Origin of the sequence: Streptomyces ferrugineus (assembly GCF_015160855.1) — a bacterium.
In the GTDB taxonomy this organism is placed as follows: Bacteria; Actinomycetota; Actinomycetes; order Streptomycetales; family Streptomycetaceae; genus Streptomyces; species Streptomyces ferrugineus.
Genome location: NZ_CP063373.1, coordinates 470,047 through 484,860, shown reverse-complemented (window position 1 = coordinate 484,860; position 14,814 = coordinate 470,047). Strand labels below are relative to the sequence as shown.

At 70.9% G+C, this 14,814-nt stretch carries 12 protein-coding genes and 3 tRNA genes; 8 read left to right on the top strand and 7 right to left on the bottom strand.

Annotated features, from left to right (window positions below):
- Nucleotides 1-59: 59 nt before the first annotated feature.
- From purL to purS, 3 genes are read right to left on the bottom strand one after another with little or no spacing between them, the layout of a single operon-like run.
- Entirely contained in the window at nucleotides 60-2,318 is a 2,259-nt protein-coding gene (purL, locus tag IM697_RS02295; protein WP_194044199.1) for a phosphoribosylformylglycinamidine synthase subunit PurL, read from the bottom strand.
- A complete protein-coding gene (gene purQ, locus IM697_RS02290) occupies nucleotides 2,315-2,995 on the bottom strand; it encodes a phosphoribosylformylglycinamidine synthase subunit PurQ (protein ID WP_194044197.1) in 681 nt (226 codons plus the stop codon). Before purQ ends, purL begins: the two co-directional genes overlap by 4 nt.
- On the bottom strand, nucleotides 2,992-3,255 hold the full coding sequence (gene purS / locus IM697_RS02285; RefSeq protein ID WP_019982969.1) for a phosphoribosylformylglycinamidine synthase subunit PurS: 264 nt from the start codon (nucleotides 3,253-3,255) through the stop codon (nucleotides 2,992-2,994). Before purS ends, purQ begins: the two co-directional genes overlap by 4 nt.
- 279 nt (nucleotides 3,256-3,534) lie before the next feature.
- Here purS and IM697_RS02280 point away from each other — a divergent pair, with 279 nt between their 5' ends.
- The 8 genes from IM697_RS02280 (at nucleotide 3,535) to IM697_RS02245 (ending at nucleotide 8,119) form a co-directional block, all read left to right on the top strand.
- Entirely contained in the window at nucleotides 3,535-3,852 is a 318-nt protein-coding gene (locus IM697_RS02280) for a histone-like nucleoid-structuring protein Lsr2 (protein WP_194044195.1), read from the top strand.
- 124 nt (nucleotides 3,853-3,976) lie between these two features.
- Nucleotides 3,977-4,048, top strand: a tRNA-Gly gene (locus tag IM697_RS02275).
- An 80-nt stretch (nucleotides 4,049-4,128) separates the two neighbouring features.
- Nucleotides 4,129-4,201, top strand: a tRNA-Gly gene (locus IM697_RS02270).
- A 155-nt stretch (nucleotides 4,202-4,356) separates the two neighbouring features.
- The gene (locus tag IM697_RS02265) at nucleotides 4,357-5,322 is read left to right on the top strand and encodes an ABC transporter ATP-binding protein (RefSeq protein ID WP_194044193.1); all 966 of its coding nucleotides are present in this window, start codon (nucleotides 4,357-4,359) and stop codon (nucleotides 5,320-5,322) included.
- Nucleotides 5,319-6,107, top strand: a complete 789-nt coding sequence (locus tag IM697_RS02260; RefSeq protein ID WP_228044465.1) for an ABC transporter permease — start codon at nucleotides 5,319-5,321, stop codon at nucleotides 6,105-6,107. The genes IM697_RS02265 and IM697_RS02260 overlap by 4 nt, the downstream gene beginning before the upstream one ends.
- 18 nt (nucleotides 6,108-6,125) lie before the next feature.
- The gene (locus IM697_RS02255) at nucleotides 6,126-7,376 is read left to right on the top strand and encodes a sensor histidine kinase (RefSeq protein ID WP_194044191.1); all 1,251 of its coding nucleotides are present in this window, start codon (nucleotides 6,126-6,128) and stop codon (nucleotides 7,374-7,376) included.
- On the top strand, nucleotides 7,373-8,023 hold the full coding sequence (locus tag IM697_RS02250; RefSeq protein ID WP_228044464.1) for a response regulator transcription factor: 651 nt from the start codon (nucleotides 7,373-7,375) through the stop codon (nucleotides 8,021-8,023). The genes IM697_RS02255 and IM697_RS02250 overlap by 4 nt, the downstream gene beginning before the upstream one ends.
- Before the next feature lie 23 nt (nucleotides 8,024-8,046).
- A tRNA-Gly gene (locus IM697_RS02245) sits at nucleotides 8,047-8,119 on the top strand.
- A gap of 45 nt (nucleotides 8,120-8,164) precedes the next feature.
- Here the strand turns inward: IM697_RS02245 and IM697_RS02240 are convergent.
- The 4 genes from IM697_RS02240 to purD all read right to left on the bottom strand — a co-directional run bounded on the left by IM697_RS02240 (nucleotide 8,165) and on the right by purD (nucleotide 14,778).
- Nucleotides 8,165-9,064 (bottom strand): phosphoribosylaminoimidazolesuccinocarboxamide synthase, encoded by a 900-nt coding sequence (locus IM697_RS02240; RefSeq protein ID WP_194044189.1) that lies wholly within the window; start codon nucleotides 9,062-9,064, stop codon nucleotides 8,165-8,167.
- A 168-nt stretch (nucleotides 9,065-9,232) separates the two neighbouring features.
- A complete protein-coding gene (locus IM697_RS02235; protein ID WP_194044187.1) occupies nucleotides 9,233-10,723 on the bottom strand; it encodes a N,N-dimethylformamidase beta subunit family domain-containing protein in 1,491 nt (496 codons plus the stop codon).
- Nucleotides 10,724-11,050: 327 nt separating this feature from the next.
- A complete protein-coding gene (locus tag IM697_RS02230; RefSeq protein ID WP_194044185.1) occupies nucleotides 11,051-13,078 on the bottom strand; it encodes a hypothetical protein in 2,028 nt (675 codons plus the stop codon).
- 449 nt (nucleotides 13,079-13,527) lie between these two features.
- A complete protein-coding gene (gene purD / locus IM697_RS02225; RefSeq protein WP_194044183.1) occupies nucleotides 13,528-14,778 on the bottom strand; it encodes a phosphoribosylamine--glycine ligase in 1,251 nt (416 codons plus the stop codon).
- Nucleotides 14,779-14,814: the final 36 nt, after the last annotated feature.

Sequence of the window (14,814 nt, the reverse complement as noted above, 5' to 3'; positions counted from 1 at the left end):
ACTACGTAATTGCACGCAACGGGGAGGGCTCCCGCTCGGGTGAGCGGGAGCCCTCGGGGTCAGGCCAGTAGCGCCGGGATCGTCGCCTCGTGCAGCTCGCGCAGTTCCGCCAGGGGCAGTGCGAACTCGCCCTGAAGCTCGACCGAGTCGCCGTCCACGACTCCGATGCGGGTGGCCGGGAGGCCACGGGCGCCGCACATGTCGTTGAAGCGGACCTCCTCGGAGCGCGGGACGGCCACGATCGCGCGGCCCGCCGACTCCGAGAACAGGAGGGTGAAGGCGTCCAGGCCGTCCGGGACGATCAGGCGGGCGCCCTTGCCGCCGAGCAGGGCCGACTCGACGACCGCCTGGATCAGGCCGCCGTCGGACAGGTCGTGCGCGGAGTCGATCATGCCGTCGCGGGAGGCCGAGATCAGGATCTCCGCGAGGAGGCGCTCGCGCTCCAGGTCCACCTGCGGGGGCAGGCCGCCGAGGTGGTCGTGGATCACCTGGGACCAGGCCGAGCCGCTGAACTCCTCACGCGTGTCGCCGAGGAGGTACAGCAGCTGGCCCTCCTCCTGGAAGGCGACCGGGGTGCGGCGGGCCACGTCGTCGATGACGCCGAGGACGGCCACGACCGGGGTGGGGTGGATCGCCGCCTCGCCCGTCTGGTTGTAGAGGGAGACATTGCCGCCGGTGACCGGGGTGCCCAACTGCTGGCAGGCGTCGGCCAGTCCGCGCACGGCCTCCGCGAACTGCCACATGACGGCCGGGTCTTCGGGCGAGCCGAAGTTCAGGCAGTCCGACACCGCGAGCGGCTTCGCCCCGGTGGTGGCGACGTTGCGGTAGGCCTCGGCGAGGGCCAACTGGGCGCCGTGGTACGGGTCCAGCTTGGCGTAGCGGCCGTTGCCGTCCGTCGCGATGGCGACGCCGAGGCCGGTCTCCTCGTCGATGCGGATCATGCCGGAGTCCTCGGGCTGGGCGAGGACGGTGTTGCCCTGCACGAAGTGGTCGTACTGGGAGGTGACCCACTTCTTGGAGGCCTGGTTCGGGGACGCCACCAGCTTCAGGACCTGGTCCTTCAGCTCGTCGGACGTCTGCGGGCGCGGCAGCTTGTTCGCATCGTCGGCCTGGAGCTCGTCCTGCCAGGACGGGCGGGCGTACGGCCGCTCGTAGACCGGGCCCTCGTGGGCCACCGTGCGCGGGTCGACGTCGACGATCTTGCCGCCGTGCCAGTAGATCTCGAGGCGGTCGCCGTCGGTGACCTCACCGATGACCGTGGCGATGACGTCCCACTTCTCGCAGATCTCCAGGAAGCGGTCGACCTTGTCAGGCTCGACGACCGCGCACATCCTCTCCTGCGACTCGCTCATGAGGATCTCCTCGGGGGAGAGCGTCGAGTCGCGCAGCGGTACGTCGTCCAGGGTCACGCGCATGCCGCCGGAGCCGTTGGAGGCCAGCTCGGAGGTCGCGCAGGACAGGCCGGCGGCACCGAGGTCCTGGATGCCGACGACCAGCTTCTCCTTGAACGCCTCCAGGGTGCACTCGATGAGCAGCTTCTCCTGGAAGGGGTCGCCCACCTGGACGGCGGGGCGCTTGGAGGGCTTGGCGTCGTCGAAGGTCTCGGAGGCCAGGATGGACGCGCCGCCGATGCCGTCGCCGCCCGTGCGGGCCCCGTACAGGATGACCTTGTTGCCCGCGCCGGAGGCCTTCGCGAGGTGGATGTCCTCGTGCCGCATGACGCCGATGGCACCGGCGTTGACCAGCGGATTGCCCTGGTAGCAGGAGTCGAAGACGACCTCGCCGCCGATGTTGGGCAGGCCCAGGCAGTTGCCGTAGCCGCCGATGCCGGCGACGACGCCCGGGAGGACGCGCTTGGTGTCCGGGTGGTCCGCCGCGCCGAAGCGGAGCGGGTCGACCACGGCGACCGGGCGGGCGCCCATCGCGATGATGTCGCGCACGATGCCGCCGACGCCCGTGGCCGCGCCCTGGTAGGGCTCGACGTAGGAGGGGTGGTTGTGCGACTCGACCTTGAAGGTGACCGCGTAGCCCTGGCCGACGTCCACCACGCCCGCGTTCTCGCCGATGCCGACGAGGAGCGCGTCGCTCTGCGGGGCCTTCTCGCCGAACTGGCGCAGGTGGACCTTGGAGGACTTGTACGAGCAGTGCTCGGACCACATCACGGAGTACATGGCGAGCTCGGCGCCGGTCGGGCGGCGGCCGAGGATCTCCACGATCCGCTCGTACTCGTCCTTCTTCAGGCCGAGTTCGGCCCAGGGCAGCTCGACGTCGGGGGTCTCGGTCGCGTGCTCGACCGTGTCCAGAGGCGTCCGGCTCATGCGTTGACCAGCTTCTTGAGGATCGAGGTGAAGAAGGGGAGGCCGTCGGTGCGGCCCGACCCGATGAGGGGCTCGACGGCGTGCTCCGGGTGCGGCATCAGGCCTACGACGTTGCCGGCCTCGTTGGTGATGCCGGCGATGTCGTTGAGCGAGCCGTTGGGGTTGAAGTCCAGGTAGCGGAAGGCGACCCGGCCCTCGGCCTCGAGCTTGTCGAGGGTGTACTGGTCGGCGACGTAGCGGCCGTCCATGTTCTTCAGCGGGATGTGGATCTCCTGGCCGGCGCTGTAGTCGCTGGTCCAGGAGGTCTGCGCGTTCTCCACCCGCAGCTTCTGGTCGCGGCAGATGAAGTGCAGGTGGTCGTTGCCGAGCATCCCGCCCGGGAGGAGGTGGGCCTCGGTGAGGATCTGGAAGCCGTTGCAGATGCCGAGGACCGGCAGTCCGGCCTTCGCCTGCTCGATGACGGTCTCCATCACCGGCGAGAAGCGGGAGATGGCGCCGGCCCGCAGATAGTCGCCGTAGGAGAAACCGCCGGGCAGGACGACCGCGTCGACCTGGTGGAGGTTCTTGTCCTTGTGCCACAGGGCGACCGGTTCGGCGCCCGCGAGGCGGATCGCGCGCTGGGTGTCCCGGTCGTCGAGACTTCCCGGGAAAGTGACGACGCCAATACGAGCGGTCACTTCGCCGCCTCCGCAACTTCCTCCACCTTGACGGTGAAGTCCTCGATCACGGTGTTGGCGAGGAAGGATTCCGCAAGATCGTGGATGCGGGCGAGCGCGGCGTCGTCGACCGGCCCGTCAACTTCCAGTTCGAAACGCTTTCCCTGACGTACGTCGGAGATGCCCTCGAATCCCAGCCGCGGCAGTGCGCGCTGCACCGCCTGGCCCTGGGGGTCGAGGATCTCCGGCTTGAGCATGACGTCGACTACGACGCGTGCCACGTGCACTCCCGGTGGTGTGGTGCTGAGCAGGTTCCTGCAGTGGTTTCAGACTACCCGCACAAAATTTCTACGCGCGTCAACTTGTAGGAATCTACGTGATGGCTGTCACGGGGCGGCGGGAGCGCACCTGTCGATGAAAAGTTCCAGAAAAGATCCCGGATCGACACCTGAAACCTATTGCGCTCTGGACACGCGGGAGGATTTAGTCGAGCTTCACATTACATTGCCAGGCACTGTACAAATGAATTGTCAGCGTGCCGCACGAAGGGACCGATATTCGTGGCGCAGAAGGTCGTGGTCACTCTCTTTGACGACATCGACGGCTCAGAAGCGGCGGAAACGATCGCCTTCGGACTCGACGGCAAGTCGTACGAGATCGACCTGAATGAAACCAATGCCAAGAAGCTGCGTAAGGTACTCGCACCCTACGTGGAAGCCGGCCGCAAGCGGTCGAAGTCAGGCAAGGCGTACAAGCAGACCGAGGTAGCCCCTGACCCGGCGGCCGTCCGGGCCTGGGCGCAGGCCAACAAGATGGAGGTGCCGGCCCGCGGCCGCATCCCCAAGAAGGTCTACGAGGCGTTCGCCTCGGCACGGTGAAGCCCGGCCGACGAGCGGTCATCCGCCCCTCGGGAGAACCGACTTGCGCTGTACCCCTCCTGATCAGCTAGAGTCTGGAGCACGCCGAGGGGCAAGGCCGACAGGCCCGGCCCACGGAGTACTTGCGGGTGTAGTTCAGTAGCAGAACATCCCCCTTCCAGGGGGAAGGCGCAGTGTGCAATTCCTGTCACCCGCTCTGCACCGCCGTACGGACCACTCTTGTGGATCAGGTAGGCTGGTGCTCGCACCGATCGGTGAGAGCCGGTCGGGGGCAATGCGGACGTAGCTCAGTTGGTAGAGCGCAACCTTGCCAAGGTTGAGGTCGCGAGTTCGAGCCTCGTCGTCCGCTCTGGAGAGAAACCCCGGTCCCCCTGGACCGGGGTTTTTTCATGCCCTCGAGCGTCCCCATCGAACATCCCCACTGAGCGTCCGTCTGACATTTGTCATGCGGAGTGGTGACAGCGCGCACTGCTGCCGGGCCCGGGTCGCGGGGACGCTGAAGGCATGAACATCAACGAACACGAACACGTGATTGAGGTCACCGACCTGCGACGTGTGTACGGGGGCGGGTTCGAGGCGGTGTGCGGCATCTCCTTCTCCGTGGACCGCGGGGAGGTCTTCGCGCTGCTCGGGACGAACGGCGCGGGCAAGACGTCGACCGTCGAGCTGCTGGAAGGGCTCGCCCGGCCCGCCGGGGGGCGGGTGCGGGTACTCGGGCACGACCCCTACGCCGATCGGGCCCTCGTACGCCCGCGAACCGGGGTGATGCTGCAGGAGGGCGGCTTTCCCTCCGAGCTGACCGTCACCGAGACCGCGCGGATGTGGGCGGGGTGTGTGAGCGGGGCGCGGCCCCCGCAGGAGGTGCTGGAGCGGGTCGGGCTCGGCGGGAAGGCCGACGTACGGGTCAAACAGCTCTCCGGGGGTGAGCGGCGGCGCCTGGACCTGGCTCTCGCGCTGCTCGGGGATCCCGAGGTGCTGTTCCTGGACGAGCCGACGACCGGGCTCGACGCCGAAGGGCGCCGGGACACCTGGGAGTTGGTGCGGGAGCTGCGCGACACCGGGACGACCGTGCTGCTGACCACGCACTACCTGGAGGAGGCCGAGGGGCTCGCCGACCGGCTCGCGATCCTGCACGAGGGGCGGATCGCGGCGGCCGGAACACCGGCGGAGGTGACCGCGGCCCAGCCGTCGCGGATCACCTTCGAACTGCCCGAGGGCTACTTCCTGGGCGACCTGCCGCCGCTCGGCGAGCTGGGCGTGACCGGGCACGAGGTCGACGGCCGGGTCGTACGGCTGCGTACCCGCTCGCTGCAGCGGGCGGCGACCGGGCTGCTGGTGTGGGCCGAGGCGGCCGGGGTGGAGCTGCGGCGGCTGGATGTGCGGTCGGCCTCGCTGGAGGAGGCGTTCCTGGGGATCGCGCGGGAGGCGTCCGGCGCGGTGCAGAAGTCGGCGAAGGAGTACGCGGCATGAGCGGGGCCATGAGCAGGACGACGACCACGCCCATGGGGCGCGTCGCGGCACTCGGGCGGGCCGAGCTGACGCTGTTCGTGCGGAGCAAGGCCATGATCGTCGCGGCGGTGTTCATACCGCTGGTGCTGCCGTTCAGTGTGCGGTCGGTGGTCGAGGACATGGACCTCGAGGAGAACGGGCTCAGCGTCGGAATGGTGCTGCTGCCCGGGGCCGTCGGCTTCTCGCTGCTGTTCGCCGTGTACTCGTCACTCGTCAGCGTCTTCGTCGGACGGCGCGAGGAACTGGTCCTGAAGCGGCTGCGCACCGGTGAGGTGCGGGACGTGGAGATCCTCACCGGGGCCGCGCTGCCGGCCGTCACCGTGGGCCTGGTGCAGTCGCTGGTCCTGGCCGTCGGCTGCACCGCGCTGCTCGATCTGCCGGCGCCGAAGGCGCTCCACCTCGCCGTCATCGGCCTGCTGCTGGGCCTGGTGATGTGCGCGGCCCTGGCCGCCGTCACCTCTGCCTTCACCCGGACCGTGGAGAACGCCCAGGTCACCGCCCTGCCGCTGGTGATGGTGTCGATGATCGGCTCCGGTATCGCCGTCCCGCTGGAGCTGCTGCCCGACCGGGTGGCGTCGATCCTCGAACTGCTTCCGCTGTCGCCCGTGATCACGCTGGTGCGCGGCGGCTGGACCGGTGACCTCTCGGCGTACGAGGCCCTGGGGGCTGTCATGACCGCGCTGGCCTGGACGGCCTTGGGCGTGTTTGCTGTACGGCGGTGGTTCCGCTGGGAACCGCGGCATTGAGGTAGGGGGAGCTGGGACATGCGCGCAGTGGGGGGCTGGTGGCGGCGCAAGAGCACGCCGGCGAAGTTCGAGACGTACATCCGGTGGTCGTTCCACTCCCTCGCGGTCGTCGAGGTCCTGCTGGTCGGGCCGTCCGTCGCCGCCGCGATCGGATTCGAGCCGGGCGGCTGGGTGTTCCTCACGGTGTGCGTGCACGCGGCGCTCTGCTGCCTCGCCGTCTCGCGAACGCTGGACTGGGTGCGCGGCCGGCGTGCACAGCCCGTGGGACTGCTGTGGACGCTCGGCGCCGTCACCGCGGCGATCGGCTGCGCGGCACTCGCCGTCTCCGAGTACGGCCCCGACCGTGAGGACGTCAGCTCCGCGGCGGGCGGGGTCTTCGGTGTCGTCGTGATCTACGGGACGGGCATCCTCGTGCTCGGTGTGCGCAGCCGACGCCGCGTCTGCGCGACCGTCGGGGGGTTCGCCGCGGGTTCGGCACTCGTGGCGCTCGCCCTGGGTGCGCCTGCCCTGGTCGCCCTGTTCGGTGCGCTGGCGGTGCTGTTCGGCGGCGCGTTCATCGCCGCCAGCAGCGTCTTCTCGGTCTGGTTGGTGAACGCGGTCTACGAACTCGACGAGGCCCGCGAGACCCGCGCCCGGCTCGCGGTCGCCGAGGAGCGGCTGCGGTTCGGGCGGGACATGCATGACGTGATGGGGCGGAATCTGGCTGTCATCGCGTTGAAGAGCGAGCTCGCCGTGCAGCTCGCGCGGCGCGGGCGGTCCGAGGCCGTGGAGCAGATGATCGAGGTGCAGCGGATCGCGCAGGAGTCGCAGCGCGAGGTGCGGGATGTCGTACGGGGGTATCGGGAGGCCGATCTGGAGGTCGAACTCGCCGGTGCGCAGGGCGTGCTGACGGCGGCCGGGATCGAGTGCGAGGTGACCGGGGAGGCGGCCGGGCTGCCCGTCGAGGTGCAGTCGGCGCTGGCCTGGGTGGTGCGGGAGGCGACCACCAATGTGCTGCGGCACGGCGATGCCGAGCGGTGCGCGGTGGGAGTGCGGGTGAGCGAGGGGCGTGTGGTGTTGACGGTGGAGAACGACGGGGCTGCCGGAGCCTCCGACGGGGGTGGCGGCTCCGGCCTCGCCGGTCTGCGGGAGCGGCTGGCCGCGGTGGACGGCACGCTGGACGCCGGGCGGGTCGGGGACGGCGCGTACCGGCTGGTGGCGAAGGTGCCGTTGGCGGAGGCGGAGGCGGAGGCGGAGGCGGGAGCGGGTGTGCGGGAGGTCGTCGTATGAGCGGGCCTGGGGGCGACCGTATGGGCTACCGCGCGACGGGGCCCGTGCGGCTGCTGCTCGCTGACGACGAGCATCTGATCCGGGGTGCGCTCGCCACGCTTCTCTCCCTGGAGGACGATCTCATGATCGTCGCGGAGGCGGCCACCGGACCGGAGGCGCTGGCGATGGCCCGGGCGCACGAGCCGGATGTGGCCGTCCTCGATCTTCAGATGCCCGGGGCCGACGGTGTGAAGGTCGCCACATCTCTGCGCGCCGAACTGCCCGGCTGCCAGGTGCTGATCGTGACCAGCCACGGCCGGCCCGGACATCTGAAGCGGGCCCTTGAGGCGGGTGTGCGCGGGTTCGTCCCGAAGACCGTCAGCGCTCAGCGGCTCGCGGAGATCATCCGCACCGTGCACGCCGGAAACCGTTACGTCGACCCCGAGTTGGCCGCCGACGCCATCGCCGCCGGGGACTCGCCGCTGACCGCGCGGGAGGCCGAGGTGCTGGAACTGGCCGCCGACGGGGCGCCCGTCGCGGAGATCGCGGAGCGGGCGGCGCTGTCGCAGGGGACCGTGCGGAACTATCTGTCGTCGGCCGTCTCGAAACTCGGTGCGGAGAACCGTCACTCGGCGGTGCGGCTCGCGCGGGAGCGAGGTTGGGTATAGTTGCTCTCGCGCCACGGCGCACTGCGGACGTAGCTCAGTTGGTAGAGCGCAACCTTGCCAAGGTTGAGGTCGCGAGTTCGAGCCTCGTCGTCCGCTCTCTTTCGAAGGCCCCCGGTTCTCCGGGGGCCTTTCGCATCGGCGTTACGCCCAGCCCGTGCCCGTCAGGCGCTCGTACGCCTCCACGTACTTCGCGCGGGTCGCGTCCACGACCTCCTGCGGCAGCGGCGGCGGGGGCTGCTCGCTCTTGCGGTCCCAGCCGGAGGCCGGCGAGGTCAGCCAGTCGCGCACGAACTGCTTGTCGTACGACGGCTGCGCGCGGCCCGGCTGCCACTGGTCGGCCGGCCAGAAGCGGGAGGAGTCCGGGGTGAGGACCTCGTCGGCGATGACCAGCGTCTCCCCGTCGAAGCCGAACTCGAACTTGGTGTCGGCGAGGATGATGCCGCGGTCACGGGCGATGTCCCGGCCGCGGGCGTAGACGGCGAGGGTCGCCTGGCGCAGCCGGGCGGCGGTGTCGGCGCCGACCTGGCGGGCGACCTCCTCGTAGGAGACGTTCTCGTCGTGCTCGCCGACCGCGGCCTTGGTGGCCGGGGTGAAGATCGGGGCGGGGAGTTCGCTGCCGTCGACGAGGCCCTCGGGGAGAGCGAGGCCGCAGACGGTGCGGGAGTCGTTGTACTCGGCGAGACCCGAGCCGGTGAGGTAGCCGCGGGCCACCGCCTCCACCGGGATCATGTTCAGCGACTTGCACACCAGGGTGCGGCCCGCCCAGTCGGCCGGGGCGCCTTCCGGCACGTCGGTGCCGATGACGTGGTTGGGGACCAGGTCGGCGAGCTGGTCGAACCACCACAGCGAGAGCTGGGTGAGGACGCGGCCCTTGTCGGGGATCTCGGTGGGGAGCACCCAGTCGTACGCGGACATGCGGTCGCTGGCGACCATCACGAGGTCGCCGGCCTCGTTCTGGTACAGCTCGCGCACCTTGCCGGTGTGCAGATGCACCAAGCCCGGGACCTGGATCGGCTCGGGCTTTTCTACGAATCCGGACACGGTTCCTCCCCGTGGTTCTGTCCAACGGGTCGATTGTCCCGTATGGGGCTCTGACCTTGGACTGTGGGGTGTGCTGGGTGAGGTTCTGGGTGTGCTGGCTGAGATTCTGGGGTGTGCTGAGTGCGGTTCTGGGGCGTGCTGGGTCAGGTTCTGGGGTGCTGGGTGGGCTCAGTCACGTTTACAGATGCGGTCCAGGAGGTTCGCGGTGGCGCGCTGGATACGGGCGTCGACGTGGCCCGGGCGGTCCAGCGCCGGGGACCAGGCGAACGTCCCGGAGGCGAAGACCAGGGCGCCGGACGGGGCCCGGTACAGGGACGTCTCCTGGTGGCGGAGTACGCCCTCCTTGTCGGTGTACGGGGAGTGCGCGAGCAGGATGCGCTCCTCGTGGTCGGGCAGCGGGGCGCGCGGGTAGTAGCGGTCGGCCTCGCCCGCGACCAGGTCCGCGAGTTCGTCGCCCTCGTGGGCGCCGGTCGCCTCCCACAGCCAGTGGTCGGCGTTGCGGACGATCAGGGGGTGCGGCTCGGGGACCTGGCCCGCGTACTGGATGCCGATCAGCTCCTGCTCGGGGCGGTCGATCTCGCGCCACAGGACCGGGCGGCCGGGGCCCTTGCGCTTGCGACAGGTGAGCAGGCGGTCGGGGACACCGGACGGGGAGGGGGCCAACTCCACCTGCCAGTACATGGAGTTGGCGGAGAGGAAGACGAGGGAGGTGCCGTTCTCGCGGGCCAGCTCCACGGTGCGGCGCATGTTCGTCGACCAGTACTCGTCGTGGCCGGGGAAGACCAGGCCGCGGTAGCGGGTGGGGTCGACATGGCCGCCGTGCAGGTCGCGGGCGTCGGCGTAGGCGATGTCGTAGCCGTAGCGCTCGGCCCAGCGGATGAAGTCGTAGGCGTGGCCGACGTGCAGGGGCAGGCCCGCGCCCGCGTACGGCCGGTCGAAGGAGACGGTCGTGGCGGCGTCGGCCTCGCCCAGCAGCCGGCCGTCCTCGTCCCAGGCGTGGTACAGGCTGGCGCCGGTGTGACCGTCCTCCGGGTAGAGGTTGTAGGCCTGCCATGTGACGTCGGGCAGGAGCAGGAGCAGGTCCGCGGGGTGGTTGTCGCGGACGGTGAAGGGGATGTGGGAACGGTAGCCGTCGGCGGTGGTGAGGACGGCGACGTAAGCGCCGATGCTCCAGTACGAGGGGATCTGCAGACGCCAGGACAGCCACCAGTGGTGGCAGGAGACGGTGCGGTCGGCGGTCAGGGGCGCGGGCTGGACGATGCCGGAGAGGCGCGGGCTGGTGGTGATCTTGGCGGCTCCGTCACCGCCGTAGTGGCCGATTCGGTAGATGTCGACGGCGAACTCCTGCGGCGGGTCCACGGTGATGTGGAAGTCGACCGCCTCGCCGGGGGCGACCGCGCCGGTGGAGATGAAGCCCTTGATCTGGCGGTGGACGTCATCGGCGGAGCGCGGGCCGGCGCTTCGGGGCGCGGGGACCCTGGGGGTGCCGGACGCCGGGGGGTGGGCCTGGCCGTCGACGTACCAGGGGACGACATGGCCGGTGTCGTCGAAGTACGTGACGTTGCCACGCAGCCAGGGGACGGGGCCCTGGCCGAAGGGGTCCGTGACGGCGTGCGCGAGTGCTCCCGACTCCCAGCGGCGGATCTTCTCCGACCCCATGCCGATACCCCTCCCTCGTTCCCCCGTGGTGGTGCGTCGAGCGTTGTGTGGTGGGTGGTGCGTGGTGCGTGTTATGTGGCGGGCGCTGTGTGGTGCTTGGTGCCTGGTGCTTGGTGCCTGCGAGCGGCTGTGCGGTGTGGCGCGGGGCGGTGGGCTTATGTATGCCTGTCGTATGTCGTAAGCCCTTGCCATATGCCTTATCGATCCCAGCACATCACATTACGCACGCATCCTGTCACTATTCGTTGCGAATTGGCCGAAAGTGGAACCAGGGGCTCCGGCCGGATACGACGGGCGCGACCGCGTCGAAGCGGGCGTAACCGCCTGTCAGACCAGGCGTACCGGTTTCTCCGGGCGTATCCCCGACTCCACCAGCCAGGCCCGCAGGGGCGTCGAGTCGCCGTCCTCGATGAGGCTGAGGACCCGGGGCGTCAGGTCGGCGGCTCGCACGCCGTCGATGAGGAGGGTGGGGCCGTCGAGCCAGTCCAGGCCGGGGGCGGCGCCCGCGGTGTCCATCGCGGCGCAGCAGACCATCGCCGTCACATGGTCGGTGAGCAACTCACGGGAAGTGCGCGGCGGTTGGAGCGGGAAGAGGGGAAGCGCGCCGGTGTCGAGGAGCGTGCTTCCGGGGTCCGGAGACGCCGTCGGCTCCACGGGGGTCGTGGGGGTCGCGGCTTCTTCGCGGGCCAGTTCGGCGGTGAGGCGGGCGGCCAGTGCGGAGCTGCGCTCCGTCTCCTGGTCGTCGGTGGGGTTGTCTTCGGCCATGGCGGCGTAGGGGGGCTTCGGGGAGGTGGTGGAGTTGGTGGAGTTGGAGGGCTTGGGTGCCGTGGTGGGCGGTGAGGGGTGGGGGGCGGCCGGGGGTGGGGTCGAGGTAATCGCTTGCTCGGTGGAGGGGTGGCCGTCGTCGAGGGACGAGTCGTCGTCGAGGGACGAGTCGTTGTCGGGGGACGAGTCGTCGTCGGAGAGGCGGTCGCCGGAGAGGCGGTCGCTGGAAGACCCGGCTGCCGAAGGTCGGACGGCGGAAGGCCGGGCGGTGGCCGTGTCCGGTGGGGTCGACAGGTGGTCCAGGACGCGGGCCAGGGTCGGGGCGGCGGTCTCCGGGGAGGTGTCGTCGGTGGTGCGGCGGACGCCCAGGGCGTCGAGGACGCGGTGGAGGCGAGCCGCGTCGGCGCGCCATTTACGGTCGACGACCTCCTCCGGGTACTCGTGCCAGTCCACCGGGGACCAGTCCGGGCCGGACTCGGCGGGGCCGCCGTGGAAGAGGCGGGCGGCGAGGAGTGAGGCTGCCTCGTCGACCACGCCGGGCTCTTCGAGCAGGTCACAGGCGGGACGCTCGCCCAGCCGGGAGGCGAAGCCCTCGGCCAGTCGGTCCCGGCGGGACAGCTCGGTGAGCGCGGCGACGACGCCCGCGTCCAGCCGGGACGGCCAGCGCCCCATCCGCCAGGCTGGCAGCGCGACCCGCGTCAGCAGTCGGTCCCAGCCCGCGTACGCCAGCCCGACCTGTTCCTGGGCGACGATCCGCAGTCCGTAATCCACAGCCTGTGCACGCTCGGCGGCCGCCGCGGCCACGCCCCGCTCCATCTCGGTGGCGTGCTCCCGGCAGCTGCGCAGCAGCGTCCGCGCGACCCAGCCGAGGCCCGCGCACACCGCCCGCGAGCCCGGGCAGCGGCCGCGCGTCGAGCCGACGGCCACAGCGGCGTCCAGGCCCCGGACGAAGCGCCGGGCCTGGGCTATGTCCGGGTGCGCCGACGGTCCCGTACCGGCGACGACCGGGGCGAGGACCGCGCGCAGCTCGCCGACGCGCATCCACCACAGGAACGGGGAGCCGATGACGAGGACGGGGGCGACGGCCGTACGGCGTTGCGCGCCGCGTGGGCCGCCGCCGTGCAGGCCGTTGACCCCGTGGTCGTCGCGGTCGTCGGCCGCGGGTGGCCCGTGCCCGTGGGCCGGGTGGGTGCGGTCCTCCAGCCAGCTGTCGCAGTCCGGGGTGAGCGCTATCGCGGACGGGGCCGGGACGTCGAGGCGGTCGGCGAGGTCGCGCACCATCCGGTACAGGTCCGGGGCCTGCTCCTCGGCGATCGGGACCGTCGGGGTGACGGCGGGCCGGGCGCGGGCGACGACCAGGGCGATGACGGCGGCGCAGAGCAGGACGAGGACGGCGACCGGGGTGACGACCCAGCGCGCGGCGTGCCAGCCGGGGCCCACGAGATGGCCGGTTGAGGCGCCGGTGAGCAGCACCACGGCGACGGCCGCGGGGAGCAGGGCGACGGCCAACGCGCGGCTGCGGATGCGCAGCACCGCGAGGGCCCGGGCGCGCGCTGCCTGCGCACCCACCTCCACACCCATACCGGTCACGGCCGGACCTCACCCCCTCCCCACTGGCCTGGCTGCCCGAACTGTCCTGGCTTTGCTCACTCCCCCACTGTGGCACCCACCACTGACATCGCAATGCCGGTGGGCCAAGTGCCGGAACGCTTTGCGCCGCACCCTAGTTGGGGCGTCGACCCACGTCAGCCGGATGGGGCATCGGTCACTCGATGGAATGGCTTTGGGGAAAGGTGGATGACGGATAGCGAGGGTCAGGCCCCTGATCCTGACCAAAGTCCAGTTCGGGTTCGGACAGGAAACAGGCCCCGAATCCTGAGACGGATGCGGGGCCTTCGGGGTTTATCGGGTGCGGCGTTTCGAAGGAGCGCCGGGAGCATTGGAGGGGGCGCGAGCGGCGGAGATGTACGCCGTTGCGGCGGAGGTATACACCGTGGCGGCGGAGATGTACGCCGTGGCGGCGAAGGTATACACCCTTCCTACGCGCCCGCCGCCTTCGCCGCGATGTCCGTACGGTGCTGGGAGCCGTCGAGCTTGATGCGGGCCACCGCCCGGTACGCGCGGTCGCGGGCCTTGGCGAGGTCCTTGCCGGTCGCGGTGACGGACAGGACGCGGCCGCCGGCGCTCACGATGGCGTCACCGTCGCGCTTGGTGCCGGCGTGCAGGACGTACGCGTGCGGGGCGTCCTCGGCGGCCACCTCGTCGAGGCCGGTGATGGGGTCGCCGGTGCGCGGGGTGCCGGGGTAGTTGTGCGAGGCGACGACCACGGTGACCGCGGCGTCCTCGCTCCAGCGCAGCGGTTCCAGGTCGGCGAGGTCGCCCTTCGCTGCGGCCAGCAGGATGCCGGCCAGCGGGGTCTTCAGGCGGGCCAGGACGACCTGGGTCTCGGGGTCGCCGAAGCGGGCGTTGAACTCGATGACCCGTACGCCGCGCGAGGTGATCGCGAGACCGGCGTAGAGCAGCCCGGAGAACGGGGTGCCGCGACGGCGCATCTCGTCCACGGTCGGCTGGAGCACCGTCTCCAGGACCTCCCCGACCAGCTTCGGGTCGGCCCACGGGAGCGGGGAGTACGCGCCCATGCCGCCGGTGTTGGGGCCCTCGTCGCCGTCGAGCGCCCGCTTGAAGTCCTGGGCGGGCTGGAGCGGGAGCACCGTCTCGCCGTCGGTGATGGCGAAGAGGGAGACCTCGGGGCCGTCGAGAAACTCCTCGATGACGACGCGCTCGCAGGCGTTGGCGTGCGCCCGGGCCGCCTCGATGTCGGCGGTGACGACGACGCCCTTGCCCGCGGCGAGGCCGTCGTCCTTGACTACGTAGGGGGCGCCGAAGGCGTCGAGGGCCTCGTCGACCTCCTCGGGCGTGGTGCAGACGTAGGAGCGGGCCGTCGGGACGCCGGCCGCCGCCATCACGTCCTTCGCGAACGCCTTGGAGCCCTCGATCTGCGCGGCCTCCCCGGAGGGGCCGAAGACCGGGATTCCCGCGTCGCGCACGGCGTCGGCGACCCCGGCGACGAGCGGCGCCTCCGGCCCTACGACCACGAGGTCGGCGCCGAGCCGTTCGGCGAGCGCGGTTACGGCCGCGCCGTCCAGGGCGTCGACCTGGTGCAGCTCGGCGACCTCGGCGATCCCGGCGTTGCCGGGGGCGCAGTGCAGCGCCGTGACGTCGGGGTCGAGGGACAGGGAGTGGCACAGGGCGTGTTCGCGGGCGCCGCTGCCGATGACGAGGACCTTCACGGGGGTCAGCCTAACGGGGTTCTTGTGCGGGCATCC

Coding starts and splice junctions, on each gene's coding strand:
- IM697_RS02235 (WP_194044187.1), bottom strand. CDS start 10,723: ATGGGGTCGGAGAAGATCCGCCGCTGGGAGTCGGGAGCACTCGCGCAC.
- IM697_RS02260 (WP_228044465.1), top strand. CDS start 5,319: ATGAGCGGGGCCATGAGCAGGACGACGACCACGCCCATGGGGCGCGTC.
- purL (WP_194044199.1), bottom strand. CDS start 2,318: ATGAGCCGGACGCCTCTGGACACGGTCGAGCACGCGACCGAGACCCCC.
- IM697_RS02250 (WP_228044464.1), top strand. CDS start 7,373: ATGAGCGGGCCTGGGGGCGACCGTATGGGCTACCGCGCGACGGGGCCC.
- IM697_RS02265 (WP_194044193.1), top strand. CDS start 4,357: ATGAACATCAACGAACACGAACACGTGATTGAGGTCACCGACCTGCGA.
- IM697_RS02255 (WP_194044191.1), top strand. CDS start 6,126: ATGCGCGCAGTGGGGGGCTGGTGGCGGCGCAAGAGCACGCCGGCGAAG.